We start from the raw sequence: 26897 nt of genomic DNA on the forward strand, positions 1-26897 counted from the left end.
CCGCAGTCGCACGACGGCGAAAGCTCCTACGGCGCTCGGGCGGCTCAGTTGAGCATGGCCCGCGCAGCATGCGCCTGCTGCCGCACACGGTCTGCCGCCGCTTCATCAACGGCAGCCACGACCTCCGCATAAGCGTCGAGCTCCCTCGCCCCACCGAGGAAGTCGCCACGCTGGACAAGAAGTTGAGCCCGCTCGTGGCGCAGCCGTGCGGGATGCGACGGCAGTGCCAAGGACAACTCGACGGCCCACAGGGCCACATCGGACCGCTCGGGCCGGGCGGCAGCCCACGCCCGGATGTTGTTCAGGATCCGCAGGACGACATCGAGCGGGTCGGCGGGAGTGAGCATCGCCGCTTCGAGCGGCGCCCCGGTCGCCCCCGCGACGAGCAGCTCCGCGTCGGAGCCGGTGAGTACGCGTCCGCCGTTGAAGGGGTCGGCGAGGACCTTCTGCTCGGGGGGCCCGAAGCCGACGACGAAGTGCCCGGGCAGGGCGACCCCGTACACGGGCGCCCCGGCCCGCCGGGCGACCTCCATCCACACCACGGAGAGCAGAATGGGCAGCCCGCGCCGCCGCCGCAGCACCTCGTGGAGCAGCGAGGAACCGAGCCGCTGGTAGTCCCCGGGCGAGCCCCGGAACTCGCAGCGTCCGCCGAGGAGTTCACCGAGCGCGGCGGCCCAGGACCGAGGCCCGCCGGGCTTGAACGGCAACAGCCCCGCCAGCCGGTCCAGCTCGACCTGCGCCGCGTCCATCCCGGCTTCGTCCAGGCCGCGGTCCGCCGCTGCCCCCACCAGCAGACACAGCACCGCCAGATCGGGCCGCTCGGCCCGTGCCTCCTCCCCGAACCGCCGCCGCACCTCGGCGGCCCGCTCCGGCTCCGGGGGATGAGGGGGACGCATAGCAGCCTCGTGCCCGTTCACGACGATCGATACCGGTCCCTGCGCCGCATACCGGCCTCGGCGAGGCGAGCCTTCGCTGAGTCGTCGAGCGCGGCGGGAACGCCGGGGCCAGTGAGGGCTGCGGGATCGACAGGAACACCGGAGGCGTCGGGATCGCCGGGGACCGAGGGAGCCGCGGGTCCGGTGGGGACCGGGGGAGTCGCGGGATCGGCGGGGACCGAGGGAGCCGCGGGATCGGTGGGGACCAGCGGGGCCACGGGGATGGCGGACCCCGGAGGGGCCACGGGGATGGCGGACACCGAGAGGGCCGCGAGGGCATCGGGCGTCCACCGATAGTGGTGATACGTGTGATGCGCCCCGAACCCCATACCCCCGTACAGCGCCCGCGCCCCCGCGTTGTCCGCCTCCACCTGGAGCCAGGCCGCCGAGGCGCCCTCGTCCAGGGCGCGGCGGCCCAGCGCGGCCATCACGGCCGTCGCGAGACCCTGGCGCCGGTACGCCGGGTCGACCTCGACGGCGGCGAAACCGGCCCACCGCCCGTCCACCACGCACCGCCCGATCGCGGCCGGAGCAGCACCCGCCGCCCCCGGCACCGTCGCGAACCACACCGAGGGCCCGCTCATCAGCACCTTCAGGGCCACCTCGCTCAGCCCCTTGCGCTGGTAGCGGTCCAGCCAGGCCGCGTCGGCCTCGCGGGAGAGCGCGACCCCGGGAGCCTCCCGGTCCCCGACCGGTGCGAGCGCTCCGACCCACAGCTCGGCCGTCACCTCACGTGCCCACCCGCGCGCCTCCAGCTCGGCGCACAGCAGCTCCTGCGTGCCCTCGGCCCCGGTGGCGGTCTGGACGTACGCGGGCAGGCCACGGGCGGCGTACCAGCCCCGTACGTACGTCAGCGCCTCGTCCAGCGGCAGGCCGGGGTCGCCGAGCGGCAGCACCGAGTTGGCGCGCCGGGTGAACCCGGAGGCCGCCCGCAGCTCCCAGTCACCGAGCCGCTCGCTCTCCACCGGCCGCCAGGCCCGCGCGGCGACCCGGACCAGCTCCTCGTACGAGGCCGCGGGACCCCGCCGCCGCGCCGGAGCAGTCGGCACCACCTTGGCCGCGACCAGCGAGGATTCCGAAATGCGGACGCGTTCGCCGGTGCGCCGTGTGATCGTCAACACACCGCCGTCCCATGATGTGAGAACACCCACCGTGTCGGTGAATTTCTCCCCGTGGGCGGCATCCGCGTACCGCCGCCGGACGGAGACGCGTTTGCCCACGTCAGCAGCGGTGATGCGAACCTCAAGGCGGCCGGACGCAGATATTTCCACAGGTCAGTTCACCCCTCCTGTTCGGATCAGGACCCAGAACGGAGATACTAGGTGCGGGCATCGACGACGCCGCGCTTCCGCGCGCCAGGCGGCGGAGCCTACGGAGGCCCGCCAGCGCCCTATCGAGGAGGAACGACAGCGTGACCTACGTCATCGCGCAGCCTTGTGTCGACGTCAAGGACAAGGCGTGCATCGAGGAGTGCCCGGTCGACTGCATCTACGAGGGCTCCCGGTCCTTGTACATCCACCCGGACGAATGCGTCGACTGCGGAGCCTGTGAGCCGGTGTGCCCGGTCGAGGCGATCTTCTACGAGGACGACACTCCCGAGGAGTGGAAGGACTATTACAAGGCGAACGTCGAGTTCTTCGACGAGCTCGGCTCGCCCGGCGGCGCCAGCAAGCTCGGCCTGATCGAGCGCGACCACCCCTTCGTCGCAGCGCTGCCGCCGCAGAACCAGTAAGCGGCCCGCACCCACGCGCCGCCTCGGTCCCGTACGGCCCGATCGCCTTGATCGCCGTACGGGACCGAGGCGTTTGCCGTACCGGTGAGCACAGCGGCTGCACGTGAGTGCAGTGAGTACCAGCGATACGTACGGGCCCCAGGTCGCCGTACGTATCAGAAAGTGAGCCCATCCCGTGTCCGCAGTCACCGACCGGCTTCCCGCCTTCCCCTGGGACAAGCTGGAGCCCTACAAGGCGACGGCCGCCGCTCACCCGGGCGGCATCGTCGACCTGTCCGTCGGCACGCCGGTCGACCCGGTGCCCGAGTTGATCCAGAAAGCTCTGGTCGCGGCCGCGGACTCGCCGGGGTATCCCACGGTCTGGGGCACCCCCGAGCTGCGCGACGCGCTCACGGGCTGGGTGGAACGCCGGCTCGGCGCACGGGACGTCACCCACCAGCACGTACTCCCGGTCGTCGGCTCCAAGGAACTGGTCGCCTGGCTCCCGACCCAGCTCGGCCTGGGCCCTGGGGACAAGGTGGCGTACCCGCGCCTCGCGTACCCGACGTACGAGGTCGGCGCACGCCTGGCCCAGGCGGACCACGTGGCGTACGACGACCCCACCGACCTGGACCCGACGGGCCTGAAGCTCCTCTGGCTGAACTCCCCGTCGAACCCGACGGGCCGCGTCCTGTCGAAGGCCGAGCTGACCCGGATCGTCGCTTGGGCCCGCGAGCACGACATCCTCGTCCTCTCCGACGAGTGCTACATCGAACTGGGCTGGGAGGCAGACCCGGTCTCGGTCCTCCACCCGGAGGTGTGCGGCGGCTCGTACGAGGGGATCGTCTCGGTCCACTCGCTCTCGAAGCGGTCCAACCTGGCCGGCTACCGCGCCGCGTTCCTCGCGGGCGACCCCGCCGTCCTGGGTGACCTCCTCCAGATCCGCAAGCACGGCGGCCTGATGACCTCCACGCCGACCCAGGCGGCTGTGATCGCCGCCCTGTCCGACGACACGCACGTCCGCGAACAGCGCGAGCGCTACGCAGCCCGCCGCAGGGCCCTGCGCGACGCCCTGCTGCGGCACGGCTTCCGCATCGAACACAGCGAGGCCAGCCTCTACCTCTGGGCCACCCGCGACGAGTCCTGCTGGACCACCGTCGCCCACCTCGCCGACCTCGGCATCCTCGTCGCCCCGGGCGACTTCTACGGCCCAGCGGGCGCCAACTTCGTACGAGTGGCCCTCACGGCGACGGACGAACGGGTGGCGGCAGCGGCGGACCGCTTGTCACGGTAGCCATGCGGCAGGCGCGCTCCCACAGGCACGCCGACGGGCAGCCGACCCGCCACCACCGACGTACGCTGCCGGGTCGCTGCCGGTGGCAGAGAGCTTGAGCCGCTACCGCTGTGGGCAGTCGTCCCGCAGGGCGGAGCGGGTGGGCACAGCCCACAGCGCCGGGTGCCGTGTCGGCAAGGCCCGGCCCCAACGGGGGCAAGCGAAACGGGGGTCCAGGGAAACAGCTTCCCTGGACCCCCGTCGCCGTTCGGACCCGGCGTCAGCCGAGCGGCAGCCCCTTCAGCGGCAGCTGCTCCGTGGGCAGTCCACCCTTGGTGACGCCGTCGGTCGGCAGTCCACCCTTGGTGACCGCGTCGGTCGGCAGGCCCTTGGTAACGGCGTCCGTCGGCAGCCCACCCCCCGCTGTCTTGGCGGTGTCACCGACCAGGCCGCCGGCCTGCCCCGCGGTGTCCCCGGCCACCTGCTGGGCGGCCGGCGTCGCCGTCTTGGCGACCTTGCCGCCGGCCTTGCCCGCGGCCGGCACTGTCTTCTTGACCGCGTCGCCGCCGGACTTGCCCGCGAGCCCGGTCACGTTCTGAGCCGCACCGTCGACCGTGTTGCCGACGCTCGCCCCGTCCAGGGCGGTCAGTCCGCCGAGGTTGGGGGTGGTCGGCAGTTCGGGGGCCGCGCTGGCGGAGCCGGCCGCACCGACCCCGGCAGCCGCTCCCGCTGCGACGAGCAGCGCGGCACGGGCGATCCGACGGGTCAGGGGGAGGGACATGATGCTCCTTAGACGGAAGAGAACGGTGAAATGTCCATCCAGGCCCGGCAGTTGACCGACTGGTTGTCGGCCGACCGTCGACCGACCGAAGGTGATCGTTCCGGACTCGGACGCAGTGATTACCGCTCGAAGCCCGCGAAGGTTGCGGTGGCCCGACGTAAAGAGTTGGTAATGCGTCGCATAATCATCTGCGGATAAAAGCGGGCAAAAAACACCCGGTCGGAAAGTCTGCCGAATCCTTACCGCCCTTTGTTTCCAAGGGATTCGGCGGAAACGACGGCGACCGCGCGAAAACCCGCGCCCATCGCCGTCGGCACTCGCTCGGGGTCCCCCCAAAGGGTGAGGACCCGTACTACTGCCCGGTGACGATTCGGACCTCGGCGGTGGAGGTCTCCGCGGCCGAGCCCCCGGTCGCGTCGGAGGTGCGCCAACTGCTGTCGGTGCTGCCGGCCGTCCACTCCCGCCCCGCGTACGAGACGCGGTCGATGTGCAGTACCGAGGAGTTGGCCACGGCCCAGTGCGCCAGCTCCCAGCCACGCTGCCGGACGGTGGCCGCGGTGGTGCTCCCCGAGGCCTCCGTGGACACCGGAAGGGTCACGGTCCCGCTCGCGGTGGTCCCCGAGGGGGAGGCTGAGGCGGTCGGCGGGGCCGAGGTCTCTCCGGCGCTCACATCCGCTCCGGCCTCCTGGAGCACATCGCGCCCGAAGTCGCGTACGAGCGCGGACCGCACCGCGTCCGGGCCGCCTGCCGTGGTGGACCCGGCGGGGCCCTGGCAGGTCAGGGTGGCTGCCGAGTGGCCGGTCAGAGCTGCTGCCAGCAGCGTGGCGTCCGGCTCGTGCTTCGCGTACGCGTCCGGATAGGCGCTGCGCTGCACGCGCTGCGCGGCAACGGTGAGCGGGAGCTGCGCATAGTCGTCGACCTTGGCCAGGTGCTCGTAGAAGATGTCCGCCGCGTACGTCGGGTCCATGATCTCCGCCGTCGTCCCCCAGCCCTGCGAGGGCCGCTGCTGGAAGAGGCCGAGCGAGTCCCGGTCGCCGTGCTCGATGTTGCGCAGTCCCGACTCCTGGAGGGCGGTCGCGAGGGCGATGGTCACGGCCCGCTCGGGCATGTCGCGGTTGGTGCCGACCGCCGAGATCGTCGCCGCGTTCACCGCCTGCTCCGGCGTGAACTCGTACGACTTGCCATCGCTCTTGCCCGAGACGACCGTGCAGCGGGGAACGCCCGGCCCCCCGGTGAGGTACTGCACGGTGAGATAGGCGGCAAGCGCGAGCAGGACCACGACGGCCCCTCCGAAACGGAGGAGGCGGCCGCGCCGGACGGGGGTGGGGGACGGCTCTGACACGTCGTACAAGGTACTGGAGGTCACTGTCGGAGACGTGTGGGGCTGTGGATAACTGGGTTGGAGCGGGTGCAGCCCGGAGCGTTAGGGTCGGCGGCATGGCCGATACCCCCCTTGACCTCACGCTGGACGCCGCCGGGCTGACGGCGCAGCTCGTCGACCTCCCCTCGGAGAGCGGCAGCGAGAAGCCCCTCGCGGACGCCGTCGAGACCGCGCTGCGCGCCCTGCCGCATCTGACGGTCGACCGGTACGGCAACAACGTCGTCGCACGGACGAATCTGGGCCGAGCCGAGCGCGTCGTCCTCGCCGGCCACATCGACACGGTCCCCATCGCGGACAACGTCCCCTCCCGGCTCGACGAGGACGGCGTGCTGTGGGGCTGTGGCACCTGCGACATGAAGTCCGGGGTGGCGGTCCAACTGCGCATCGCGGCCACGGTGCCCGCCCCCAACCGCGACCTCACCTTCGTCTTCTACGACAACGAAGAGGTCGCCGCACACCTGAACGGTCTGAAGCATGTGGCCGAAGCCCATCCCGACTGGCTGGAGGGCGACTTCGCGATCCTCCTGGAGCCGACGGACGGGCAGGTGGAGGGCGGCTGCCAGGGCACTCTCCGGGTGTTTCTGAAGTTCAAGGGGGAGCGGGCGCACTCCGCGCGCGCGTGGATGGGCTCGAACGCGATCCACGCGGCGGCGCCTGCCCTGGCCAGGCTGGCCGCGTACGAGCCGCGTACGCCGGTCGTGGACGGGCTGCGCTTCCACGAGGGGCTCAACGTCGTCCGCGTCGAGGGCGGTGTCGCCACCAACGTCATCCCCGACGCCTGCACCCTGGTCGTCAACTTCCGCTACGCGCCCGACCGCAGCGAGGCCGAGGCGGAGGCCTTCGTCCGCGACTACTTCGCGGACTGCGGCGTCGACGAGTTCATCGTCGACGACCACACCGGCGGAGCTCGCCCCGGCCTCACCCACCCGGCAGCAGCGGCCTTCATGGCGGCCGTCGGCGGTGAGGCCCGCCCCAAGTTCGGCTGGACCGATGTCGCACGCTTCAGCGCGCTCGGGGTGCCCGCGGTGAACTACGGCCCCGGCGCCCAGCTGCTGGCCCACAAGGTGGACGAGCGCGTCAAGGCCTCCGCCATCCCGGAGGCCGAGGAGCGGCTGCGGGCCTGGCTGACGGCTTGAGAAGGGCCTGAGAGGGGCCTGCACGGGGCCTGGAGACGCGGCTGAGCTGTGCTGGTGTCCGGCGGACATGCTCGCGTCCCCCCTCCGTAACCGGCGTAGATCTACGCTGGGGTGGAACTACCGCAAGCGGAGGGAGCGCACATGGCTACTGGCAACCCCGAGGGCAAGAAGCGGCCACCGGAGGAGCAGCGGCTGGGACCGGTGCTGCGCAGGCGGGGTCAGGTGCAGGCGAGCACCACGGACCAGCGCCTCCTGGACGCGGGCGGGCCGTCGGACTGGGTGCACACCGACCCCTGGCGGGTGCTCCGCATCCAGTCGGAGTTCATCGAGGGCTTCGGCACACTGGCCGAACTCCCGCCCGCGATCAGCGTGTTCGGATCCGCCCGTACGAAGGCGGACTCGTCCGAGTACGAGGCGGGAGTGGCGCTCGGTCGCGGTCTCGTCGAGGCTGGCTTCGCCGTGATCACGGGCGGTGGGCCCGGCGCCATGGAAGCCGCCAACAAGGGCGCCTGCGAGGCCAAGGGCATCTCCGTCGGTCTCGGCATCGAGCTGCCCTTCGAGCAGGGCCTCAACCAGTACGTCGACATCGGCCTCAACTTCCGGTACTTCTTCGTCCGCAAGATGATGTTCGTCAAGTACGCGCAGGGCTTCGTGGTCCTCCCCGGTGGACTCGGCACCCTGGACGAGCTCTTCGAGGCGCTGACTTTGGTGCAGACCCAGAAGGTCACCCGCTTCCCCATCGTCCTCTTCGGCACGGAGTACTGGGGCGGCCTGGTCGACTGGCTCAAGAACACCCTCATCGCCCAGGGCAAGGCCTCGGAGAAGGACCTGCTGCTGTTCCATCTGACGGACGACGTGGACGAGGCGGTGTCGCTGGTGTCGAAGGAGGCGGGGCGGTAGCCGAATCCAGCCCGTCCGGCGTTTGAGGACGAGCGGACGAGCGCGTTCAGCGCGATTGCGGGGGTCTGGGGGCGGCAGCCCCCAGATACGGGGCGAGTAGGGGCGGAGGAGGGGGCGAAAACCGCCTCTACGCCAGCCCCCGCCGAGCCACGGCCGGTGCCCGATGCCCCGCAATCGACGCCACCATGTCCAGCACCTGGCGGGTCTCCGCGACCTCGTGGACGCGGTACACCTGCGCCCCCAGCCACGCCGAGACGGCGGTCGTCGCCAGCGTCCCCACCACCCGCTCCTTCACCGGCTTGTCCAGCGTCTCGCCCACGAAGTCCTTGTTGGAGAGGGAGACGAGGACGGGCCACCCGGTGGACACCATCTCGCCGAGCCGCCGCGTCGCCTCCAGACTGTGCCGAGTGTTCTTCCCGAAGTCGTGCCCGGGGTCGATCATCACGGACTCCCGGGGCACGCCCAGCGACACCGCCCGCTCGGCCAGCCCGAGGGTCACCCGGAGAATGTCGGCCATGACGTCGTCGTACGCGATCCGATGCGGACGCGTACGCGGCTCGGCACCCCCGGCGTGGGTGCACACCAACCCCACCCGGTACCGCGCGGCCACCTCGGCCAGCCCCGGGTCAACCCCGCCCCACGCGTCGTTGAGCAGATCCGCCCCGACCTCGCAGACCGCCTCGGCGACCTCGTGCCGCCAGGTGTCGACGCTGATGATCACGTCGGGGAAACGCTGCCGCACCTCGGCGACGAACCCGACCGTGCGACGCGCCTCCTCTTCGGCGGTCACCTCTTCTCCCGGCCCCGCCTTGACCCCGCCGATGTCGATGATCGCAGCGCCCTCGGACACGGCCTGTTCCACTCTGGCGAGCGCGGGCTCGTCGCGGAACGTGGACCCTTGGTCGTAGAAGGAGTCGGGGGTCCGGTTGACGATGGCCATGATCACCGGCTCGTGCGGGTCGAATTCGTGCCTGCCCAGCCTGAGCATCCCCTGTGACCTCTCCCAGTAAGTCCCGCTGATAAGCCGCCTGCGACCTTAACTGTCAGACTCGCATGGCACGATCGGACCCGACACTGTCAGCATCAGCACCAACCGCTTCAGCAGAGTCCGCTTCAGCACAGTCCGCTGCAGCGCTATCCACGCCGGCGCGCCCGCGTCGGCACCAGAGCGTGGGGACCTCAGCGATGTTCATGTTCTTGTTCCTGGTCGTCGCGCTCGCCGTCGTGGTCGCCGCGGTGACGGTGGCCGTGGTGGGCGGCGGCGAGAGCGCGCCCCTCCCCGAGGCAGGGCCTGAGCGGCTGGTGGACCCGTTTCCGCCGGACCGCCCCCTGAATCGGGAGGATGTCGAGATCCTGCGCTTCCCCGTCGCCGTACGTGGCTACCGCATGGCGGACGTCGATGACGCCCTCGGTCGCCTCGGCGCCGAGATCGGCGAGCGGGACGCCCGGATCGCCGACCTGGAGGCGGCACTCGAAGGTGCCATGTCGGCTTCGGCCACCTCCACCTCGCTGCGGAAGCCCGCCGAGGAGGACCATCAGTGACCGAGGCACTCGCGGGCCAGGACGGCGCGCTGCGCTGCCCCTGGGCGCTGTCGACCGAGGACTACGTGGCGTACCACGACGAGGAGTGGGGCCGCCCGGTCCACGGCGACGACGTGCTGTACGAGCGGCTGTGCCTGGAGGCCTTCCAGTCAGGCCTCTCCTGGATCACGATCCTTCGGCGCCGTGAGGGGTTCCGCGCCGCCTTCGCCGGCTTCGAGATCGCCAAGGTGGCGACTTTCACCGACGCGGACAAGGAGCGCCTGCTCCTTGACCCGGGCATCATCCGCAACCGCGCCAAGATCGAGGCGACGGTCGCCAACGCCCGCGTGCTGGCCGACTGGGCACCGGGTGAGCTGGACGAGCTGATCTGGTCCTTCGCCCCAGCCCTGGCCACCCGCCCGGTCCCGAAGAGGCTCGCCGAGGTGCCGGCCGTCACCGACGAGTCGACCGCCCTCTCCAAGGCCCTCAAGAAGCGCGGCATCCGCTTCGTCGGCCCGACGACGGCGTACGCCCTGATGCAGGCATGCGGCCTGGTCGACGACCACTTGGCGGATTGCGCGTTCAGGAGCGCCCCGTAGGGGAGCGGGCCGCCACATCATGCGGCTCCGCTTCGTGGGCGCGACCAGCCACACCCGGCCCGCAGTTCCCCGTCGAACCGTCGACGCCGAACCGTCACCGCCCCAGGTACTTCGGCTTCTCCTTGTTCACGAACGCCTGCACAGCGATCATGTGGTCCTCCGACTCGCCCGCCCGGGTCTGGAGCTCGTCCTCCTTCTCCAAGGACTCCTCCAGCGAGTGGGACAGGGCGTAGGCGAGGGACTCCTTCAGCGCGGCGTACGCGAGGGTCGGCCCCTCGGCCAGCGCGCGGGCGACCTTCTCCGCCTCGGTGCGCAACTCGCCCGAGGGCACGAGCCGGTTTGCGATCCCCAGGTCGAAGGCTTCCTGGGCCGTGATGCTGCGCGGGAAGAGCAGCAGATCGGCGGCGCGGCTCGGGCCGATGACCCGCGGCAGCGTCCAGGAGATGCCGGAGTCGGCGGTCAGTGCGACCCCGGCGAAGGACGTGTTGAAGGAGGCGGTATCGGCCACGACGCGGTAGTCCGCGGCGAGCGCGAAACCGAATCCCGCCCCGGCCGCGACGCCGTTCACGGCGGCCACCACCGGCTTCGCCGCGCCGGTCAGCGCGCGCACGATCGGGTTGTAGTGGTCATTCACGGTGCTCATGACGCCCTTGCCCGCGCCCGACTCTCGTGGCGCGAGCAGCCCGCCCACGTGCTCCTTGAGGTCCTGGCCCACGCAGAACGCCCGGTCACCGGCGGCTGTGAGCAGCACGGCCCGTACGGAGGCATCGGACGCGGCGGCCTGTGCCGCGTCCCGGAAGGCGACCTTGAGCTCGGTGTTCAACGCGTTCATCGCCTCGGGGCGGTTCAGCGTGATCGTCGCGAGTCCGTCGCTCACCTCGTAGAGCACGGTGTCGGCCATGGTGGGTTCCCCTCCGGTGTCGCGGCTCCGTCGTACCTGCCTACTCGCCGGTACGCCTGCTTCCGAGGACAGCATGACGGAGATCACCGACAGCGGAGCCGTTCGGACATGTGACCTGCGTCAAAGAATTCGTGGCGCCGGAAGCTCATGCGACGGCGCAGTATCGCAGTCACATCGCCGAATTGAGTGGTTTTGCTCAAGCGCGTTGCGCAAGCGATGCCGACTGATGTTGGTCATCGGGTCCTGAGATGCGGGATAATGGCCTGGAAGCAATGTGTTCGATGCCGGTGACGCGTGTCCTATGAGGGGACGGGCGTGCCCTTCTAAGGGGCCGTCGGCGACGATGAGCTGGTTTCAGGAAGGGGAACGAGCATGGCGGCCATGAAGCCGCGGACGGGCGATGGCCCGCTCGAGGTGACCAAGGAGGGGCGGGGCATCGTCATGCGCGTTCCGCTCGAAGGCGGCGGTCGGCTCGTCGTCGAGCTGACCCCTGACGAGGCCGACGCTCTTGGCGACGCCCTCAAGAAGGTCGTCGGCTGACGCGGGACGCGACCATACCCTTTCAGCTGCCCCGGCATCGTAAGCGGTGCCGGGGCAGCTGTTTCGAGGGGTGCGTCGAGGCGTGCTCCGAGGGGTGCGACATTGATGAAACCCCTGGTCAACGGGTGCTGGCCAAGAGCCATGGTCAGCGCTTGACCGCGCACAGCAGGCCGTCGCCCACCGGCAGCAGCGAGGGGATCAGATCCTGGCTCTCGCGCACGGCGCGCAGCAGTTCCCGCAGCCGCCCGACCTCCGCGGGCTGCGGTCCCGAGTCCACCGTGCGGCCGTCCGCGAAGACGCCTTCGAAGACGACGAGCCCGCCCGGACGCAACAGGCGCAACGATTCAGCGAAGTAGTCCAGGCACTCCAGACGGTCGCCGTCGCAGAACACGAGGTCGTATCCGGCGTCCGCGAGCCGGGGCAGAACGTCGAGTGCGCGGCCCGGGATGAAGCGGGCGCGGTTGCTCGCGAAGCCGGCGGCTCGAAAGGCCTGGCGGGCGAACTGCTGGCGCTCCGGCTCGGGATCCACCGTGGTCAGTACCCCGTCCGGCCGCATGCCGTTGAGCAGATGGATTCCGGACACCCCCGTCCCGGTCCCGATCTCCGCCACCGCTTTGGCGCCCACCGTGGCGGCGAGCAACCGCAGCGCGGCGCCGGTACCGGGCGACACCGAGCGCAGCCCTGCGTCCTGGGCCCGGTCCCGGGCCCAGAGCACCGCTTCGTCCTCGGCGGCAAAGGCGTCGGCGAACGCCGCCCAGCTTGGCTGCCGGTTGCCGGTAATGACGCTCTCCTGTCCCCGTAGATGCCTGGCCGTGACTGTATCCGTTGGCGCCGGGAACCCGCAGATGGGACCAGGCGTTTAGAGGGGTGGGGAAACGCACTGGGGGAAGCGCATGGATCAGGACACCGAGCAAGTGCTGACGCGGCGATATGAGCGCGTATCACAATCTCGTAAAACCGCTTATCCGGAGCTAACGGGCGAGGTGGCTATGGTAGGGGCTCCGCTGGACACCACCAGAGCCGACAGGGGAGGTGCGGCTGCGCCTGTGGATCGGGGAGGAGTGCTGCGGCGCTTTCTCAGGTCGGCGGGTGAGCCGAAATCCGTGACCAACACCGCTGACCGTTTCCACAGTGCCGACTCCGGGCAGACCGCGACGTTCTCCACCGACGCGGAGTCGCAGGCGTGGACTCCGCCCACCTGGGAGGAGATCGTCAGCACGCACAGCGGCCGGGTGTACCGGCTCGCCTACCGCCTGACGGGCAACCAGCACGACGCCGAGGACCTGACACAAGAGGTCTTCGTCCGTGTCTTCCGCTCCCTGTCGACCTACACGCCCGGCACCTTCGAGGGCTGGCTGCACCGCATCACCACGAATCTCTTCCTCGACATGGTGCGCCGCAAGCAGCGCATCCGCTTCGACGCCCTCGGCGACGACGCGGCCGAGCGTCTGCCCAGCCGTGAGCCGTCCCCGCAGCAGGTCTTCAACGACGCGCACTTCGACGCGGACGTCCAGCAGGCGCTGGACACCCTCGCGCCCGAGTTCCGCGCCGCGGTAGTCCTCTGTGACATCGAGGGACTGTCGTACGAGGAGATCGCCGCGACCCTGGGCGTCAAGCTCGGCACGGTCCGCAGCCGGATCCACCGTGGCCGCTCGCAGCTGCGCAAGGCCCTCTCGCACAGGTCTCCCGAGGCACGTGCCGAGCGCCGCGGCTTCGCGGTGACCGGTGTGCCCGTGCTGGGGGGAGGGGGCGCGTCCGCGTGAGTGGATCACGTCCTACACCTGCTGAGCAGCACCTGGGAGACCGGCTGTCCGCCCTCGTGGACGGAGAGCTCGGTCATGAGTCGCGCGAGCGCGTCCTGGCCCACCTCGCCACCTGTGCGAAGTGCAAGGCCGAGGCGGCAGCCCAGCGCCGACTGAAGAACGTGTTCGCGGAGATGGCCCCGCCACCGCCCTCCGAGAGCTTCCTGGCCCGTCTCCAGGGGCTCCCCGGCGGAGGTGACTCCAGCGGAAGCACCGGCTCGCCGCTGGGTGGGGGAGCCTTCGGCGGAAGAATCCCCGGCGGCTCCGGCGACACCGGCATCTTCGGAGTGAGGGGTGAGCCCTTCGGCTACGTCCCTTCCGAACGTCACGCCGACGTGCTGCCTCCCTCTCAGGGACGCGGCTTCCGTATCCATGACGTCAGCCGTCACGAGGCTGAGCGGTCGGCCTCGCGCGGGCGGCGCTTCGCCTTCGCCGCGGCGGGCGCCGTGTCGCTGGCCGCGGTCGCGCTCGGCGGGGTGTCGACCGGGACCACCGCTGACACCACGGCCGCGCGGGGCGAGTCCGGTACGGGAAGCAACGTCACGCCCACGCGTACGCAGGGCGCAGGAGCTTCGACGGCTCCTGAGTCACAGCGGCGCCGGTCCGTGGGTCCGCTGCTCGCGCAGGACGAGCGGACGCTCGGCCAGAACACGGGGGCGCCCGCCGAGGTGTCGGCGCCGCTGCTGCCCGGAGTCCCCGCTCCGGCCGGCCGTGCCCCGGAGGTCATGCACGCGTTGACGGCTCCCGTGGTCGCGGGTGCCGCAGTGATGTCCCCGCTCATACGTCCGTTCACCGAGGTCGACCCAGTCGCGCTGACCTCATGGTCCACGGCGCCGGACATCACGACTCCGGGCCTGCTCGCGGCCCCCGGGCCTCTCCCGTCCCCCTCCTCCTCCTCCGCGGCCCCTTCCGCCCCCTCCTCCGGCCGCATCCGCTGACCCGCCCTCTGCGCGGCGGCCCGTGAACCTGGTTGAATCCGGAGTGGGCCGCGTTCGCAGGAGGGATCCCGGGCGCGGAGTCGACAATCTGCGGCAACCGTCGGCGAGTTGTGCCCGGGGGCCAGGTGTGGGGAGAGCATGAACGAGGGGAAGCCCACGAAGGCGAAGTGGTGGAGCCGGCCCCGGCCGCCGGTCGCCCCGGGAACTGACGAGGCGGGCCCGTCCGAGGGAGTACGGATACCCGTCGACCGTCCGGAGCCCCTCCACGACCCCGCCCCCCACAGCACCCCGCCCTACGGCGAACCAGGCCCCTGGGCGTCCGCGCCGCCCGTCCAGCACCCCGCGGCCACGCCCGCGCACGGCATCCACGTCCCAGCGGCGTTCCCGGCGCTCCCAGCGACTCCGCCTCCCCCTCCGCCGACACCGGCTCACGGCACGTATGAACCCCCGGCCTCGGCCCCCTGGCAGAACTACGACCCTTGGGCCGCCCGCGGCCCCCTCCAGCAGAACGGCGCGGCCGTCGCCACGAAAGCCCAGCAGCGCACGCGTACGAAGAAGGCCCTGGTCGCCGGGGCCGTGCTGATCGCGCTCGTCTCCGGAGGCGTCGGAGGCGTCGTCGGCGTGTACCTGGAGCGGAACGGCGGGGTGAGTGACGTAGAGCTGCCGCAGGCCGGGAAGGAGGCGCCCGGACGCGCCCCGGACAGCGTGGCCGGGATCGCCGCGCAGGCGCTGCCCAGCGTCGTCACCCTGCATGTGAGCGGGGACGAACAGGAGGGCACCGGCACCGGGTTCGTGCTCGACGGCCAGGGAAACATCCTCACCAACAACCACGTGGTCGAACCGGCCGCCGACGGCGGCGACATATCCGTGACCTTCAGCAGCGGCGACACCGCCAAGGCCAAGGTCGTGGGGCGCGACAGCGGATACGACCTCGCCGTCGTCCGGGTGTCCGGCGTCGGCGGCCTGGACCCCATGCCGCTGGGCAACTCCGACAACGTCCAGGTCGGCGACCCGGTCGTCGCCATCGGCGCGCCCTTCGACCTCGCCAACACCGTCACCTCCGGCATCATCAGCGCCACGGAGCGGCCCATCACGGCGGGCGGGGAGAGCGGTGACGGCAGCGACGTCTCGTACGTGGACGCACTGCAGACCGACGCTCCGATCAACCCCGGCAACTCCGGCGGCCCCCTCCTCGACTCCCGGGCCCGGGTCATCGGCATCAACAGCGCCATCCGCTCCGCGGACAACGGCTCCGGCCTGGAGAGCGGTCAGGCTGGCTCGATCGGGCTCGGTTTCGCCATCCCCATCAACCAGGGCAAGCGCGTCGCCGAGGAGATCATCAACACCGGCAGGGCGACCCACCCCGTGATCGGTGTCACGCTCGACATGGAGTACGCGGGCGACGGCGCCAAGGTCGGGACGCAGGGCGGCGATGGCGGTCCGGCGGTCACGGCGGGCGGCCCGGGTGCCCGGGCGGGCATCAAGTCGGGCGACATCATCACCGAGGTCGACGGTCGGCGCGTGCACTCCGGCGAGGAGCTCATCGTGCGGGTCCGGGCGCACCGTCCCGGCGACACCCTGCGGCTGACCCTCCTGCGTGGCGGTACGGAGGAACAGCTCACCCTGGTCCTGGGTTCGGCCGACAGTGACTGACGGGAACCTCGCCGAAAGACGGCGGAGGTCCGCCCTGAACGGCAAACATCGCGGAAAACCCGGCGTGTACATGAACCCACAAGCCCCGGGACAGTTCCGGACGGACGGGATGGCCGGGTACCGTGGACACGGCCCGGACCACGGAAGAACCGCCGAGGGCCCGAGGACCGAGGACATCGCAAGGAGCTTCAGGTGTTCAATGACATAGGACCGCTCGAGCTGGTGGCGCTCGTTGTCCTCGCCGTGCTCGTCTTCGGTCCGGACAAGCTCCCGAAGATGATCCAGGACGTCACCCGCACCATTCGAAAGATCCGCGAGTTCTCGGAGAGCGCGAAGGCGGACATCCGCCAGGAACTCGGCCCGGAGTTCAAGGACTTCGAGTTCGAGGACCTCAACCCCAAGACGTTCATCCGCAAGCAGCTCGACAACGACGAGCTGGGGCTCAAGGAAATCCGCAACGGCTTCGACCTGAAGAAGGAGATGGCCGAGGTCACGGACGCGGTGCACGGCCGTGAGCCCGAAGCGTCCGCCGGCTCGGCCGGCCCTTCAGGTGGCTCCGTCGACATGACGAAGAAGCGCGAGAAGCTCGACCTCGCCAAGGACGAGCGCCCGCCTTTCGACTCGGACGCCACCTGAGCCGTACGGACACATCCCGAGCCGTGGACGGCCTTCGCCGTACGTGACCTGAGTCTCACACGGCCCCAAAACGTCCCCACGCGCCGGGCGCTTTCCCGGCTGCTCGGAGTGGTGTGGCTATGCTGCCCAGTTGTTGTGCGGACCGAAAGGACCCCCGAGGGGGGTGGGCCCACCGGTCCGACGAGAGCTAGGAGGCGTCCGGCAGATGGAGACGACAAGTCGGGTAGGCGCGCAGGCGCCGGCCGCGGAGGGCGGACAACAGGTCCCCTCCGCCCGGCGTACGGTCGACGGTTACCTGCTGGCGCCCTTCCCGTGGTACGGCCTCGACGAGGCCTTCACGGGACCGCGCTGGCTGATGCAGGTCGGTACCTCGGCGGACGGTGCCGTCGAGCACGGTTCGATCGGACACGGCGAAGAGCCCACCGTGCGTGGCGAGACGACCGAGGACAAGGAGCGCTTCGCGGTCGTGGTGACGGTCGCGGCCAGCCCCGTACGCCGCAGCGCGGACGGTACGGGTCTGCTGGAGGCCACTTCGGTCTCCTCCGCGGCCTGGCTCGCGGGAGTGGGGCTGCTGTCCTTCACCTGGCCCGGCCAGATGGACCACACTCTGCGGGACGACTGGCTGGACCAGCAGACGGAGACGGCGTGGGTCCTGGCCGACGACCTGAGCGGCTCCGAGTGGTCCTCCCTGTCCCTCCCCGTGGACGGCGTACCCACGCCCTTCCACTACCGCGAGTCCGAGTTCGGCTGGGTCCTCGCGGGTTCCACCCAGGAGGGCGTCCACGTGGGCGCGTACGGACGGGGCATGAGCGCCTACGGGCTGGGCTTCTCGATGATCAAGGACATCGGCGCGTACGCCTAAGCGGCGGGCATACGGGGAGGGGGGCGCCGTCAGTCAAGACGGCGCCCCCCTCTTTGCCTGGAGCATTTTTGCCTGCGGGTGCGTCGTGGTTGCTCGCGCAGTTCCCCGCGCCCCTAAAAAGGGGCGCCTCCAGTCACGTACTCAGAATTTGTTCCTCGGTGTGATGCCCAGCGACATGCCCGAAAGACCGCGTGCCCGGCCGCCCAGCTTGCCTGCGATGGCACGCAGCGCGGCGCCCGCCGGGGAGTCCGGGTCGGTCAGGACGACGGGCTTGCCCTCGTCGCCGCCCTCGCGGAGGCGGACGTCGATCGGGATGCTGCCGAGAACCGGGACGGTGGCGCCGGTGGTGCGGGTCAGGCCCTCGGCGACGGACTGGCCGCCGCCGCTGCCGAAGACGTCGACCATCTCGCCGCAGTGCGGACACGGCAGACCCGACATGTTCTCGACGACGCCGACGATCTTCTGGTGGGTCTGCACGGCGATGGAGCCCGCGCGCTCGGCGACCTCGGCGGCGGCCTGCTGAGGCGTCGTCACGACGAGGATCTCGGCGTTCGGGACGAGCTGCGCGACCGAGATCGCGATGTCGCCGGTGCCCGGCGGGAGGTCGAGGAGCAGCACGTCCAGGTCGCCCCAGAAGACGTCCGCCAGGAACTGCTGGAGGGCGCGGTGGAGCATCGGGCCGCGCCATACGACGGGCGTGTTGCCGGGCGTGAACATGCCGATCGAGATGACCTTCACGCCGTGCGCCGACGGCGGCATGATCATGTTCTCGACCTGGGTCGGCTTCCCGTCGGCGCCGAGCATGCGGGGCACGGAGTGGCCGTAGATGTCGGCGTCCACGACACCGACCTTGAGGCCGTCGGCCGCCATCGCGGCAGCCAGGTTCACCGTCACCGAGGACTTGCCGACGCCGCCCTTGCCGGAGGCCACCGCGTACACGCGCGTGAGCGAGCCCGGCTGGGCGAAGGGGACCTCGCGCTCGGCCGTCCCGCCGCGCAGCGCGGCCGCGAGCTCGCGGCGCTGTTCGTCGCCCATCACGTCCAGGGTCACGTCGACGTGCGTGACGCCCGCGACCGCCGCGACCGCCGCCGTCACACTGTCCGTGATGGTCTGGCGCATCGGGCAGCCGGAGACAGTCAGATAGACAGTGACCGCGACCGCACCATCCGCACCGATCTCAACCGATTTGACCATCCCCAGTTCGGTGATGGGTCGTTGGATCTCGGGGTCGTTCACCGTCGCCAGTGCTTCGCGCACCGCGTCTTCCGTAGCCACCATGCTGTCGATGGTACGGGGCTCCCCATGTCCCCAGGAAAGCCCCGTCACAGGTCGTCTGTGTCACGTCCCCGAGGCCGCTCGGACGGGAAGACGACGCGGCCGTCCGGACGCCGATCCTCCAGTTCCCTGATCAGGTCCTGGAGCTCGGAACGGATCCAGTCCCGGGTGGCGACCTCGCCGAGGCCCACGCGCAGCGAGGCGATCTCGCGGGTGAGGTACTCGGTGTCCGCGATCGACCGCTCGTTCTGCTTGCGGTCCTGTTCGAGGTTGACCCGGTCGCGGTCGTCCTGCCGGTTCTGCGCGAGCAGGATCAGCGGGGCGGCGTAGGAGGCCTGGAGCGACAGCATCAGGGTCAGGAAGATGAACGGGTAGTTGTCGAAGCGCAGGTCCCGGGGCGCGAAGACGTTCCACAGCACCCAGACGACCACGACGACGGTCATCCAGACGATGAACCGCCCGGTGCCCAGGAAGCGCGCGATCCGCTCCGAGAACCGCCCGAACGCCTCCGGGTCCCACTCCGGCAGCAGTCTGCGGCGCGTCGGCTTCGGCTGGTCGAGCCGGTTGCGCGGCCGGGGGGCCGCGGTCGCCCCCAGGACGGCGCGCTCACGCGTCTCGCGTTCAGGCGCCATCGGCCACCCCCTCGTCCTCGTCGAGGTGGAACTCCGTCTCGCGCCAGTCCTCGGGCAGCATGTGGTCCAGTACGTCGTCCACGGTCACCGCGCCGAGCAGCGAGCCGCTCTCGTCGACGACGGGCGCCGCGACCATGTCGTACGTCGCGAAGAACCCGGCGACGACGGGCAGCGCGTCGTCCGGGGAGAGGGGCTGCAGATCGTCGTCGAGAATCGAGCTGACCAGGGTGTACGGCGGGTCGCGCAGGAGCCGCTGGAAGTGCGCGGTGCCCAGGTACTTGCCCGTGGGTGTCTCGTCCGGCGCGCGGCACACGTACACCTGGGCGGCGAGCGAGGGGGAGAGGTCGGGGCTGCGGACCCGGGCGAGTGCCTCGGCGATCGTCGCGTCGGGCCGCAGAATGATGGGCTCGGTCGTCATCAGACCGCCGGCGGTCCGCTCCTCGTAGGCCATCAGCCGCCGTACGTCGGCCGCGTCGCCGGGCCGCATCAGTTTCAGCAGCCGCTCCACGTCGTCCTCGGGGAGTTCGGCGAGCAGGTCGGCGGCGTCGTCCGGGGCCATCGCCTCCAGTACGTCGGCCGCGCGTTCCTCCTTGAGCTTGCCGAGGATCTCGATCTGGTCGTCCTCGGGGAGCTGTTCGAGCACGTCGGCGAGGCGGTCGTCGTCCAGCGCCGCGGCCACCTCGCCGCGCCGTTTCGGCGACAGGTGGTGCATGACGTTCGCGAGGTCCGCCGGGCGCAGCTGCTCGAAGGTGGCGAGGAGGCTCTCGGCGCCCTGTCCCTCCTCGTCCAGTGAGAACCCGGTGAGGGCGGACCACTCGACGGTCAGGGTCACCCCCTTGGTGCGCCTGAACGCCCCGCTGCGGCCCTTGCGGACGAAGACCCGGTCGATCTCCCAGTCCCGTCGCGCCGGAAGCTGCTGGACGGACACGTCGAGCACGGTCACCTCCTCGCCCGTCTCGACGAGCGTGAGGCGCCGGTCGAGCAGTTCGCCGAACACCAGCCGCTCGGTGGGCCGCTGTTCGAAGCGGCGCACGTTGAGGACTCCGGTGGTGATGACCTGGCCGCTCTCGATGCCGGTCACCCGGGTCATGGGCAGGAAGATGCGGCGGCGCGTGGACAGTTCGACGACCAGGCCGAGGATCCGGGGCGGCCGTCGCGCGACACGCAGTATGGCGACCAGGTCACGCACGCGGCCCACCTGGTCGCCGTTCGGGTCGAAGACGGCGACGCCGGCGAGGTGCGAGACGAAGATCCGGGGGGCGCCTGCGACCATGCGCGCGCCTCCTGTTCCTGCCGTATTGTCCGCTCGGGTGGGCTTCAGGCTAGCCCGTCCCGGTCGGATACGCCCTGGTGGGCGGTCCGGACGGACCCCTTCCGTCGGGCCGGGGAAGCACCGGTACGCTGCCGTACGCCGCCGCCGGACCCCCGCTCGAAAGGCGCCCCACCTGTGACTGCAATTCTCCAGGGCCGTACCCACAGGACCGCACTGGTGAGCGCGATGTGCGCACTGGTCGTGACGGGGACAGGACTGACGGGGTGCAGCAGTGAGGACCCGGACGCGGGCACGAACGGAGTGGGCAAGCTGACCGCCGCCCAGATCCAGACGAAGACCAAACAGGCGGCCGAGGCCGCGAAGACGGTACGGCTCTCCGGAACCGTCGTGACCAACGGGACCACCTACACCCTCGACATGAGCCTCAAGGACGACGGCGGCACCGGGTCGGTCACCTCGAAGGATTCGACCTTCCGGCTGCTGAGGGTCGGCGAGCACCTCTATCTGAAGGCCGACGCGGACTTCTGGAGCCACCAGGACGGCTCGGGCGGCGCGAGCTCGACGGACACGGACACGGACACGGACGTCGCCGACAAGCTCAGCGGCATGTACGTGAAGGTCCCCACCGACGACCCCACCTACAAGCGCTTCAGCGGCTTCACCGACAAGGACGTCCTCCTCGACGGCCTGCTCACCCTGCAGGGCACCCTCGCCACCGACGGCTACCACGAGCAGTCCGGCGTCCGGACCTTCCGCATCACCGGCGGCGACGGCTCGGGCGGCTCCCTGGACGTCTCCCTGGAGGGAACGGCGTACCCCCTCCTTCTGGTCCGCGCGGGCAACGCCGGCACCCTCCGTCTCACGGACTGGGGCAAGGACTTCGCCCTGACGGAGCCCACCAAGAAGGAGACGGTGGACTACGGGCAGCAGCTGCCGTCCTCGTAGGCCTCAGCCGGACCCTGTCGTTCAGATTCCCGCCTGCCTAGCGGCGTTTGCGCTTCTTGAAGAGAAGGCGGGGGAGGCCCGCGGGCGCCGGCTGTCGGGTGGTGGCGGGGGTGGGCAGCGGCGGCGCGGAGAGCGAGCCGTCGGGGAGTTCGGAGGTGCCGCCCGTCGGCTCAAGGCGGACCACCCGGCACTCGCGGGCCCAGCGCTCCGCCATCGCCTCACCGTCGGGGGCGTTCAGCCGCTTGCCCTTGAGTTCGTCGACCGCCGCCTCCCACTCCGGCGTTCCTGGCGTCAGCTCCACGACCTTCGCGGTCCAGGCCACCAGGCGCCCGCCCTTGTCCTTGCTGCGTACGGTGACCAGCGCGTCGCCCCCGTCGACCAGGCCGGGCAGCGGCTGCTCGCCGGGCCCGTCGCCGATCAGACAGGCCGCGCCCTCGTGCCACACATGCCACAGGGCGCGGGTGGGCACACCGCGGGCCTGCCCTTGGAGTACCGGCACCTCGCTGCCCCGCACCCAGATCAGCCCGGACTTCTTGGTGGCCTCCTCGACGAGGGCCTGGTCGAGCAGCTCTTGCGTCATGGGGCCAAGCCTAACCAGGGCGGGTTCACAGCCAGCCGTTGCGCTTGAGCGTGCGGTGGATCCCCACGCAGAGGGTCACCGTGATGCCCATGATCACCGGGTAGCCGTATCTCCAGTGAAGCTCCGGCATGTGCTCGAAGTTCATGCCGTACACCCCGCACACCATCGTCGGTACGGCGATGATCGCGGCCCAGGAGGTGATCTTGCGCATGTCCTCGTTCTGCGCGACGGACGCCTGCGCGAGGTTGGCCTGGAGGATCGAGTTGAGCAGCTCGTCGAAGCCGAGGACCTGCTCCTGGACCCGGGCGAGGTGGTCGGCGACATCGCGGAAGTACTTCTGGATGTCGGGGTCGACCAGTCGCATCGGCCGCTCGCTCAGCAGCTGCATGGGGCGCAGCAGCGGCGACACCGCCCGCTTGAACTCCAGCACCTCGCGCTTGAGCTGGTAGATCTGCCCGGCGTCCGTGCCGCGCGGGGAGCCCTTGCGGCCGGGGGAGAAGACCTGGGTCTCGACCTCGTCGATGTCGTCCTGCACGGCGTCCGCGACCGCGATGTACCCGTCGACGACATGGTCGGCGATGGCGTGCAGTACGGCGGAGGGCCCCTTGGCGAGCAACTCGGGGTCGTCCTGGAGCCGGTGCCGCAGCGATCGAAGCGAACCCTGCCCGCCGTGCCGGACGGTGATGAAGAAGTCCCGCCCGGTGAAGCACATGACCTCGCCGGTCTCGACGATCTCGCTGGTGGCGGTGAGCTGGTCGTGCTCGACGTAGTGGATGGTCTTGAAGACGGTGAAGAGCGAGTCGTCGTACCGCTCCAGCTTGGGCCGCTGGTGGGCCTGTACGGCGTCCTCGACGGCGAGCGGGTGCAGCCCGAACTCGCTTGCGATACCGGAGAATTCGGCCTCGGTCGGCTCGTGCAGACCGATCCACACGAAACCGCCGTCACGGTGCACCTGACGCACCGCCTGGTGCGGCGTCAGGGGCTCGCGGGTCTCCACCCGGGCGCCGTCGCGGTAGATGGCGCAGTCGACCACGGCGGAGGGGGTCCCGGGGTCACGGGTGGTGTCGTACGAGCCGCTGTCCTTGCGGAGCGAGGGACGGGGGCGGACCGCGGCACGGAGATCACGGATCATCGACATGGCAGGCTCCTTCGCAACGGAGGCGGCCGGCGACGGTTGGAACTGCCCGGAATGGGGACGTCCTGACTGCGGATGTCTGGCACGTCCACAAAGCGGGGAGCACCGCACCGTCGCGATGGCAGCTTCGCTACTGATTCAGATCAGGCAGATCACGTCTGGATCAGACGGATCGCGTTCGGATCGAACGGATCAGGTGGGAACGAAGCGCTCTTCCGTGGTGCACCGGGCAACGCTGACACGCATGCACACGTTCGCAGGAGGCGACAGCCAGCAGGGCTACAGAGCCGGCCAGGGAAGTCAGCGACCGGAAGAGCGGGTAGTACTGCACGGGTGACTTCGGTCCATTGCAGCCCCACCTCCTCCGGTCGGTCCCCCGTGGGGGACGATCCATCCCCCGTAGGGGGTCCAGCTCCCTCCACAGGGGAGTCGGACGGTTCCCCCGTGGGGGAAATCAGCCTCAGAGGGCCGGGACTTGAGAGCGACGCTTCTGCGTGCTGCCCCGGCCGAGGGCCCAGAGTATCAGCGCACCGAAGCGTCAAGGCGCCGCTTTGCCCCGTCCTAACGAGTTCTATGCTCGGCTCATGGCTGATGTTCTCCCTCTGGTCGAGGCCCGGATACGTTCCGCGCTGGGCGAGCCCGACGCGCGGGCCGCGGTCACCTTCCTCGGTACCGACCGCGTCGAGGTGCTCCGTTTCACCGAGGGCGACATCGTCCGCTACGCGACGCTCGGCATGTCCGCCCAGCCGATGGCGGACCCCGCGTCGGTCGTCGCCGACCCGGTGAAAGGCCCGCGCGCCGAGCTGGTCCTTTCCGTGCGCGCCGGCGCCGCCGACACCGACAAGGTGCTCCGGCCGCTCGCCGTACTCGCCGCGTCTCCGCAGGTCGAGGGCCTGATCGTGGCTCCCGGCGCCTCGCTCGACGTGGGCGAACCCCTCTGGCCGGGCGCGCCGTTCACCTCTGTGCTGGTCGCCGAGCCGGGTGGTCTGGTGGAGGACCTCGACCTGGACGAGCCCGCCGATCCGGTACGTTTTCTGCCCCTGCTCCCCATGACGCCGAACGAGGCCGCGTGGAAGCGGGTGCACGGCGCGGGCGCCCTTCAGGAGCGCTGGCTCAGCGGCGGAACGGACCTGCGCGATCCGCTGCGCAGGTCCGTTCCGCTGGACTGAGGTCTCGTTCTGACTCTGGCTGATCCCAGGTCAGACCCTGGCCGAAATCAGTCAGTTGGCAAAAACGCTGACACTGTCTTCTGTCCCGTGCCGAGGCTCCAGCTCCTCGGCGTCGTGCGTGAGCGCGTCCCGTCGTACAAAGACCACCGCGGCGCCGATCACCGCGGTGACGGCGGCGACCACGAACGGGATGTGGATGTCGCTCCACTCCTCGATCTTCGGCGCGAAGTAGGGCGCCGCCGCGGCCGCGAACCAGCGCACGAAGTTGTACCCGGCGCTCGCCACGGGGCGTGGCGCGTCCGAGACGCCCAGGGCCAGTTCCGTGTACACGGTGTTGTTCACGCCGATGAAGGCGCCGGACAGGATCGTGCACACGACAGCGGTGGTGTGACTGCCGTAACCGAGGACGAGTACGTCGACCGCGAGCAGGACCAGCGAGCCGCCGAGCACCTTCAGCGAGCCGAAGCGGGCCTGCATGCGCGGCGCGACGATCACCGAGAAGAGGGCGAGCAGCAGGCCCCAGCAGAAGAAGACGGCCCCCGACTTGTACGGGGTCATGTTCAGCACGAACGGGGTGAAGGCCAGCACCGTGAAGAACGTGTAGTTGTAGAAGAACGCCGAGACGGCCGCCGAGGCGAGACCGCCGTGGCCCAGTGCCCGGATCGGGTCGAGCAGGGAGGTCTTCTTCGCGGGCTTCGGCTGCTCCTTCAGGAACGCCGTGATGCACAGGAAGCCGACCGCCATCAGGAACGCGGTGCCGAAGAACGGGTAGCGCCAGCTCGCGTTGCCGAGCAGTGCGCCCAGCAGGGGGCCGCATGCCATGCCGAGGCCCAGGGCCGACTCGTACAGCAGGATCGCCGCGGCGCTGCCGCCGGCCGCCGCGCCGACGATGACGGCGAGGGCCGTGGACACGAACAGCGCGTTGCCGAGGCCCCAGCCGGCCCGGAACCCGACGAGTTCGCCGACCGATCCGGACGTGCCCGCCAGGCCCGCGAAGACGACCACGAGGGCAAGGCCGAGCAGCAGGGTCTTCTTGCCGCCGATGCGGCTGGAGACGAAGCCCGTCACGAGCATCGCGACGGCGGTGATCAGGAAGTACGACGTGAAGAGGAGCGAGACCTGACTGGTGGTGGCGTCAAGGCCCTTGGCGATGGACGGCAGGATCGGGTCGACGAGCCCGATGCCCATGAAGGCGACGACGGACGCCCCGGCCGTCGCCCAGACCGCCTTCGGCTGGCGCAGGATGCTGCCGGCTCCGGCGTCGAAAGGATCGTCGGAAGGGTCGCCGAAAGGATCGTCGACCGGGATCGAGTCCGTTTCGGCGGCTTTTCCTGGGGTGGTGGTGCGCATATGTGGGCCTCGCAGTCCTCGACCAGATCGTTGACGTATACACATAATAAGTTAGGTCGGCTAAATAATGCAAGCCACATCTAGTTTCTCCGAGTGGCCCCGGGTGAGGCGCGCGGGCGCCGGACGGGTGATCGTCCTTGACGCGGCGAAGGACGGGGAGGACCGTTGGGCCTTATGAGGGGCGAACCCAGTTGCCCGAAGTGTGGTGGCCGGGTCAGGGCTCCCGGCCTCTTTGCCGACTCCTGGCAGTGCGATCTGCACGGCACCGTGCATCCGCTGCAGCCCGTGATCCCGCCCAGCGTCGAAGCCCTCGGCGTGGTGGTGCACCGTGCCCGGGTGCCCGTGTGGATGCCGTGGCCGCTGCCGGTCGGCTGGCTGTTCACCGGTGCAGCCTTCGCCGGTGACGACCGCAGCGGCGGGCGCGCGACCGCCGTCGCCTGTTCCGGACCCGGACCGCTCGGCGGCGTAGGGGAGTTGATCCTCATCGCCGAGGAGCTCGGCGTCGGTCTCGGCGCGCGGTACGCGGGAGTGGACGGGCCCGACCCCGGCCCGTACATGAGCGTCGAGAAACCGCCGGAGGCCAAGGTCCTCGCGGCCGGCCGCCCCACCCCCCTCTGGCATGTGGCCGGCGCCCCCGACGACCGCGCCGTCTTCGCGGGCGAGGCGCGTGGGCTGTGGCTGTGGGCGGTCGTGTGGCCCGAGCAGTCGGGGCTGCTGATGTACGACGAACTGGTGCTGACGGACCTGCGGGACGCGGGCGCCGAGGCGGACCTGCTGCCGTGCGGGGCGCTGTCGCCGCGGATCCTGGAACCTGAGGGCTCCCAGTCGTAGGGCTCCCTGCCGTACGGCTCTCTGTCGTACGGCTCACAGCCGTAGGGGCTCACAGGTAGTTCGTAGGGGGCGCTGGGCGGGTGCGGGTGTGACAGGGAGAGGTCGGCCGACCGTTACCCTTGGGTGTCCCCTTCCCTG

27 protein-coding genes and 1 pseudogene are annotated in these 26897 nt (G+C 70.5%); 15 read left to right on the forward strand and 13 right to left on the reverse strand.

What is annotated here, in order from left to right:
* Positions 1-44 precede the first annotated feature (44 nt).
* Both ACFYPC_RS02045 and ACFYPC_RS02050 read right to left on the reverse strand, forming a co-directional pair.
* Entirely contained in the window at positions 45-896 is an 852-nt protein-coding gene (locus ACFYPC_RS02045) for a tetratricopeptide repeat protein (RefSeq protein WP_388669212.1), read from the reverse strand.
* A 326-nt stretch (positions 897-1222) separates the two neighbouring features.
* Positions 1223-2206, reverse strand: a pseudogene (locus tag ACFYPC_RS02050) (GNAT family N-acetyltransferase); the annotation flags it as partial.
* A gap of 140 nt (positions 2207-2346) precedes the next feature.
* Between ACFYPC_RS02050 and fdxA the strand changes: the two are divergent.
* On the forward strand, positions 2347-2667 hold the full coding sequence (gene fdxA, locus ACFYPC_RS02055) for a ferredoxin (protein WP_019058397.1): 321 nt from the start codon (positions 2347-2349) through the stop codon (positions 2665-2667).
* Positions 2668-2842: 175 nt separating this feature from the next.
* Complete coding sequence (locus tag ACFYPC_RS02060; RefSeq protein WP_388669215.1) at positions 2843-3940, forward strand: bifunctional succinyldiaminopimelate transaminase/glutamate-prephenate aminotransferase; 1098 nt, start codon at positions 2843-2845, stop codon at positions 3938-3940.
* Positions 3941-4199: 259 nt separating this feature from the next.
* On the opposite strand, the gene ACFYPC_RS02065 is transcribed toward ACFYPC_RS02060, so the two are convergent.
* Together ACFYPC_RS02065 and ACFYPC_RS02070 are read right to left on the reverse strand one after the other, a co-directional pair.
* Positions 4200-4700 carry an ATP-binding protein gene (locus ACFYPC_RS02065; RefSeq protein ID WP_388669218.1) on the reverse strand — a complete coding sequence of 167 codons (501 nt, stop codon included), beginning with the start codon at positions 4698-4700 and terminating at the stop codon, positions 4200-4202.
* A 352-nt stretch (positions 4701-5052) separates the two neighbouring features.
* Positions 5053-6042 carry a heavy metal transporter gene (locus ACFYPC_RS02070; RefSeq protein WP_388669221.1) on the reverse strand — a complete coding sequence of 330 codons (990 nt, stop codon included), beginning with the start codon at positions 6040-6042 and terminating at the stop codon, positions 5053-5055.
* Between the two features lie 95 nt (positions 6043-6137).
* On the opposite strand from ACFYPC_RS02070, the gene dapE reads away from it, so the two are divergent.
* On the forward strand, positions 6138-7217 hold the full coding sequence (gene dapE / locus ACFYPC_RS02075; protein WP_388669224.1) for a succinyl-diaminopimelate desuccinylase: 1080 nt from the start codon (positions 6138-6140) through the stop codon (positions 7215-7217).
* 141 nt (positions 7218-7358) lie between these two features.
* A complete protein-coding gene (locus ACFYPC_RS02080; RefSeq protein ID WP_388669227.1) occupies positions 7359-8117 on the forward strand; it encodes a TIGR00730 family Rossman fold protein in 759 nt (252 codons plus the stop codon).
* Positions 8118-8244: 127 nt separating this feature from the next.
* Here the strand turns inward: ACFYPC_RS02080 and folP are convergent, their stop codons facing one another.
* On the reverse strand, positions 8245-9105 hold the full coding sequence (folP, locus tag ACFYPC_RS02085; protein WP_388669230.1) for a dihydropteroate synthase: 861 nt from the start codon (positions 9103-9105) through the stop codon (positions 8245-8247).
* A gap of 197 nt (positions 9106-9302) precedes the next feature.
* Here folP and ACFYPC_RS02090 point away from each other — a divergent pair, with 197 nt between their 5' ends.
* On the forward strand, positions 9303-9659 hold the full coding sequence (locus tag ACFYPC_RS02090; RefSeq protein ID WP_388669233.1) for a DivIVA domain-containing protein: 357 nt from the start codon (positions 9303-9305) through the stop codon (positions 9657-9659).
* Positions 9656-10237, forward strand: coding sequence for a DNA-3-methyladenine glycosylase I (locus ACFYPC_RS02095; RefSeq protein WP_388669235.1), 582 nt, complete (start codon positions 9656-9658; stop codon positions 10235-10237). Before ACFYPC_RS02090 ends, ACFYPC_RS02095 begins: the two co-directional genes overlap by 4 nt.
* 94 nt (positions 10238-10331) lie before the next feature.
* Here ACFYPC_RS02095 and ACFYPC_RS02100 read toward each other — a convergent pair whose 3' ends face one another.
* Complete coding sequence (locus tag ACFYPC_RS02100; protein ID WP_388669238.1) at positions 10332-11138, reverse strand: enoyl-CoA hydratase/isomerase family protein; 807 nt, start codon at positions 11136-11138, stop codon at positions 10332-10334.
* Positions 11139-11510: 372 nt separating this feature from the next.
* On the opposite strand from ACFYPC_RS02100, the gene ACFYPC_RS02105 reads away from it, so the two are divergent.
* Positions 11511-11678: a DUF3117 domain-containing protein gene (locus ACFYPC_RS02105; RefSeq protein ID WP_003966491.1), complete on the forward strand. Its 168-nt coding sequence runs from the start codon at positions 11511-11513 to the stop codon at positions 11676-11678.
* A gap of 145 nt (positions 11679-11823) precedes the next feature.
* On the opposite strand, the gene ACFYPC_RS02110 is transcribed toward ACFYPC_RS02105, so the two are convergent.
* Positions 11824-12525: an O-methyltransferase gene (locus tag ACFYPC_RS02110; protein ID WP_388670009.1), complete on the reverse strand. Its 702-nt coding sequence runs from the start codon at positions 12523-12525 to the stop codon at positions 11824-11826.
* Positions 12526-12739: 214 nt separating this feature from the next.
* On the opposite strand from ACFYPC_RS02110, the gene sigE reads away from it, so the two are divergent.
* The 5 genes from sigE to ACFYPC_RS02135 all read left to right on the forward strand — a co-directional run bounded on the left by sigE (position 12740) and on the right by ACFYPC_RS02135 (position 17569).
* Positions 12740-13441 (forward strand): RNA polymerase sigma factor SigE, encoded by a 702-nt coding sequence (gene sigE / locus ACFYPC_RS02115; protein WP_388670012.1) that lies wholly within the window; start codon positions 12740-12742, stop codon positions 13439-13441.
* Positions 13438-14418, forward strand: a complete 981-nt coding sequence (locus ACFYPC_RS02120; RefSeq protein WP_388669241.1) for a zf-HC2 domain-containing protein — start codon at positions 13438-13440, stop codon at positions 14416-14418. Before sigE ends, ACFYPC_RS02120 begins: the two co-directional genes overlap by 4 nt.
* Before the next feature lie 138 nt (positions 14419-14556).
* Complete coding sequence (locus tag ACFYPC_RS02125; protein WP_388669244.1) at positions 14557-16071, forward strand: trypsin-like peptidase domain-containing protein; 1515 nt, start codon at positions 14557-14559, stop codon at positions 16069-16071.
* A 192-nt stretch (positions 16072-16263) separates the two neighbouring features.
* Positions 16264-16707, forward strand: coding sequence for a sec-independent translocase (locus ACFYPC_RS02130; RefSeq protein WP_388669247.1), 444 nt, complete (start codon positions 16264-16266; stop codon positions 16705-16707).
* Between the two features lie 205 nt (positions 16708-16912).
* On the forward strand, positions 16913-17569 hold the full coding sequence (locus ACFYPC_RS02135; protein WP_388669250.1) for a hypothetical protein: 657 nt from the start codon (positions 16913-16915) through the stop codon (positions 17567-17569).
* 141 nt (positions 17570-17710) lie between these two features.
* Here ACFYPC_RS02135 and ACFYPC_RS02140 read toward each other — a convergent pair whose 3' ends face one another.
* The 3 genes from ACFYPC_RS02140 to ACFYPC_RS02150 are packed head-to-tail and all read right to left on the reverse strand — an operon-like array spanning position 17711 to position 20749.
* Positions 17711-18844, reverse strand: a complete 1134-nt coding sequence (locus ACFYPC_RS02140) for an Mrp/NBP35 family ATP-binding protein (protein WP_388670015.1) — start codon at positions 18842-18844, stop codon at positions 17711-17713.
* A gap of 47 nt (positions 18845-18891) precedes the next feature.
* Positions 18892-19476, reverse strand: coding sequence for a DUF1003 domain-containing protein (locus ACFYPC_RS02145; RefSeq protein ID WP_388669253.1), 585 nt, complete (start codon positions 19474-19476; stop codon positions 18892-18894).
* Entirely contained in the window at positions 19466-20749 is a 1284-nt protein-coding gene (locus ACFYPC_RS02150; RefSeq protein ID WP_388669255.1) for a magnesium transporter MgtE N-terminal domain-containing protein, read from the reverse strand. Before ACFYPC_RS02150 ends, ACFYPC_RS02145 begins: the two co-directional genes overlap by 11 nt.
* Before the next feature lie 225 nt (positions 20750-20974).
* Between ACFYPC_RS02150 and ACFYPC_RS02155 the strand changes: the two genes are divergently transcribed.
* Positions 20975-21694, forward strand: coding sequence for a hypothetical protein (locus tag ACFYPC_RS02155; protein WP_388670018.1), 720 nt, complete (start codon positions 20975-20977; stop codon positions 21692-21694).
* A gap of 37 nt (positions 21695-21731) precedes the next feature.
* Here ACFYPC_RS02155 and ACFYPC_RS02160 read toward each other — a convergent pair whose 3' ends face one another.
* Both ACFYPC_RS02160 and ACFYPC_RS02165 read right to left on the reverse strand, forming a co-directional pair.
* A complete protein-coding gene (locus tag ACFYPC_RS02160) occupies positions 21732-22274 on the reverse strand; it encodes a hypothetical protein (RefSeq protein WP_388669258.1) in 543 nt (180 codons plus the stop codon).
* 25 nt (positions 22275-22299) lie between these two features.
* Positions 22300-23412 carry a magnesium and cobalt transport protein CorA gene (locus ACFYPC_RS02165; RefSeq protein ID WP_388669261.1) on the reverse strand — a complete coding sequence of 371 codons (1113 nt, stop codon included), beginning with the start codon at positions 23410-23412 and terminating at the stop codon, positions 22300-22302.
* A gap of 581 nt (positions 23413-23993) precedes the next feature.
* Here ACFYPC_RS02165 and ACFYPC_RS02170 point away from each other — a divergent pair.
* Complete coding sequence (locus ACFYPC_RS02170) at positions 23994-24578, forward strand: suppressor of fused domain protein (protein ID WP_388669264.1); 585 nt, start codon at positions 23994-23996, stop codon at positions 24576-24578.
* Between the two features lie 51 nt (positions 24579-24629).
* On the opposite strand, the gene ACFYPC_RS02175 is transcribed toward ACFYPC_RS02170, so the two are convergent.
* Complete coding sequence (locus tag ACFYPC_RS02175; RefSeq protein WP_388669267.1) at positions 24630-25928, reverse strand: MFS transporter; 1299 nt, start codon at positions 25926-25928, stop codon at positions 24630-24632.
* Between the two features lie 174 nt (positions 25929-26102).
* Here ACFYPC_RS02175 and ACFYPC_RS02180 point away from each other — a divergent pair, with 174 nt between their 5' ends.
* Entirely contained in the window at positions 26103-26759 is a 657-nt protein-coding gene (locus ACFYPC_RS02180; RefSeq protein WP_388669270.1) for a DUF6758 family protein, read from the forward strand.
* Positions 26760-26897: the final 138 nt, after the last annotated feature.

Source organism: Streptomyces sp. NPDC005808 (assembly GCF_042871385.1).
Classification (GTDB): Bacteria; Actinomycetota; Actinomycetes; order Streptomycetales; family Streptomycetaceae; genus Streptomyces.

What these genes read in the sequence shown, in the direction of transcription:
- ACFYPC_RS02125 (WP_388669244.1), top strand. Translation starts at nt 14,557, where the DNA reads ATGAACGAGGGGAAGCCCACGAAGGCGAAGTGGTGGAGCCGGCCCCGG.
- ACFYPC_RS02065 (WP_388669218.1), bottom strand. Translation starts at nt 4,700, where the DNA reads ATGTCCCTCCCCCTGACCCGTCGGATCGCCCGTGCCGCGCTGCTCGTC.
- ACFYPC_RS02090 (WP_388669233.1), top strand. Translation starts at nt 9,303, where the DNA reads ATGTTCATGTTCTTGTTCCTGGTCGTCGCGCTCGCCGTCGTGGTCGCC.
- ACFYPC_RS02045 (WP_388669212.1), bottom strand. Translation starts at nt 896, where the DNA reads ATGCGTCCCCCTCATCCCCCGGAGCCGGAGCGGGCCGCCGAGGTGCGG.
- ACFYPC_RS02160 (WP_388669258.1), bottom strand. Translation starts at nt 22,274, where the DNA reads ATGACGCAAGAGCTGCTCGACCAGGCCCTCGTCGAGGAGGCCACCAAG.
- ACFYPC_RS02170 (WP_388669264.1), top strand. Translation starts at nt 23,994, where the DNA reads ATGGCTGATGTTCTCCCTCTGGTCGAGGCCCGGATACGTTCCGCGCTG.
- ACFYPC_RS02155 (WP_388670018.1), top strand. Translation starts at nt 20,975, where the DNA reads ATGTGCGCACTGGTCGTGACGGGGACAGGACTGACGGGGTGCAGCAGT.
- ACFYPC_RS02105 (WP_003966491.1), top strand. Translation starts at nt 11,511, where the DNA reads ATGGCGGCCATGAAGCCGCGGACGGGCGATGGCCCGCTCGAGGTGACC.
- folP (WP_388669230.1), bottom strand. Translation starts at nt 9,105, where the DNA reads ATGCTCAGGCTGGGCAGGCACGAATTCGACCCGCACGAGCCGGTGATC.
- ACFYPC_RS02145 (WP_388669253.1), bottom strand. Translation starts at nt 19,476, where the DNA reads ATGGCGCCTGAACGCGAGACGCGTGAGCGCGCCGTCCTGGGGGCGACC.
- ACFYPC_RS02150 (WP_388669255.1), bottom strand. Translation starts at nt 20,749, where the DNA reads ATGGTCGCAGGCGCCCCCCGGATCTTCGTCTCGCACCTCGCCGGCGTC.
- ACFYPC_RS02165 (WP_388669261.1), bottom strand. Translation starts at nt 23,412, where the DNA reads ATGTCGATGATCCGTGATCTCCGTGCCGCGGTCCGCCCCCGTCCCTCG.
- ACFYPC_RS02180 (WP_388669270.1), top strand. Translation starts at nt 26,103, where the DNA reads ATGAGGGGCGAACCCAGTTGCCCGAAGTGTGGTGGCCGGGTCAGGGCT.
- ACFYPC_RS02135 (WP_388669250.1), top strand. Translation starts at nt 16,913, where the DNA reads ATGGAGACGACAAGTCGGGTAGGCGCGCAGGCGCCGGCCGCGGAGGGC.
- ACFYPC_RS02100 (WP_388669238.1), bottom strand. Translation starts at nt 11,138, where the DNA reads ATGGCCGACACCGTGCTCTACGAGGTGAGCGACGGACTCGCGACGATC.
- ACFYPC_RS02080 (WP_388669227.1), top strand. Translation starts at nt 7,359, where the DNA reads ATGGCTACTGGCAACCCCGAGGGCAAGAAGCGGCCACCGGAGGAGCAG.
- ACFYPC_RS02175 (WP_388669267.1), bottom strand. Translation starts at nt 25,928, where the DNA reads ATGCGCACCACCACCCCAGGAAAAGCCGCCGAAACGGACTCGATCCCG.
- dapE (WP_388669224.1), top strand. Translation starts at nt 6,138, where the DNA reads ATGGCCGATACCCCCCTTGACCTCACGCTGGACGCCGCCGGGCTGACG.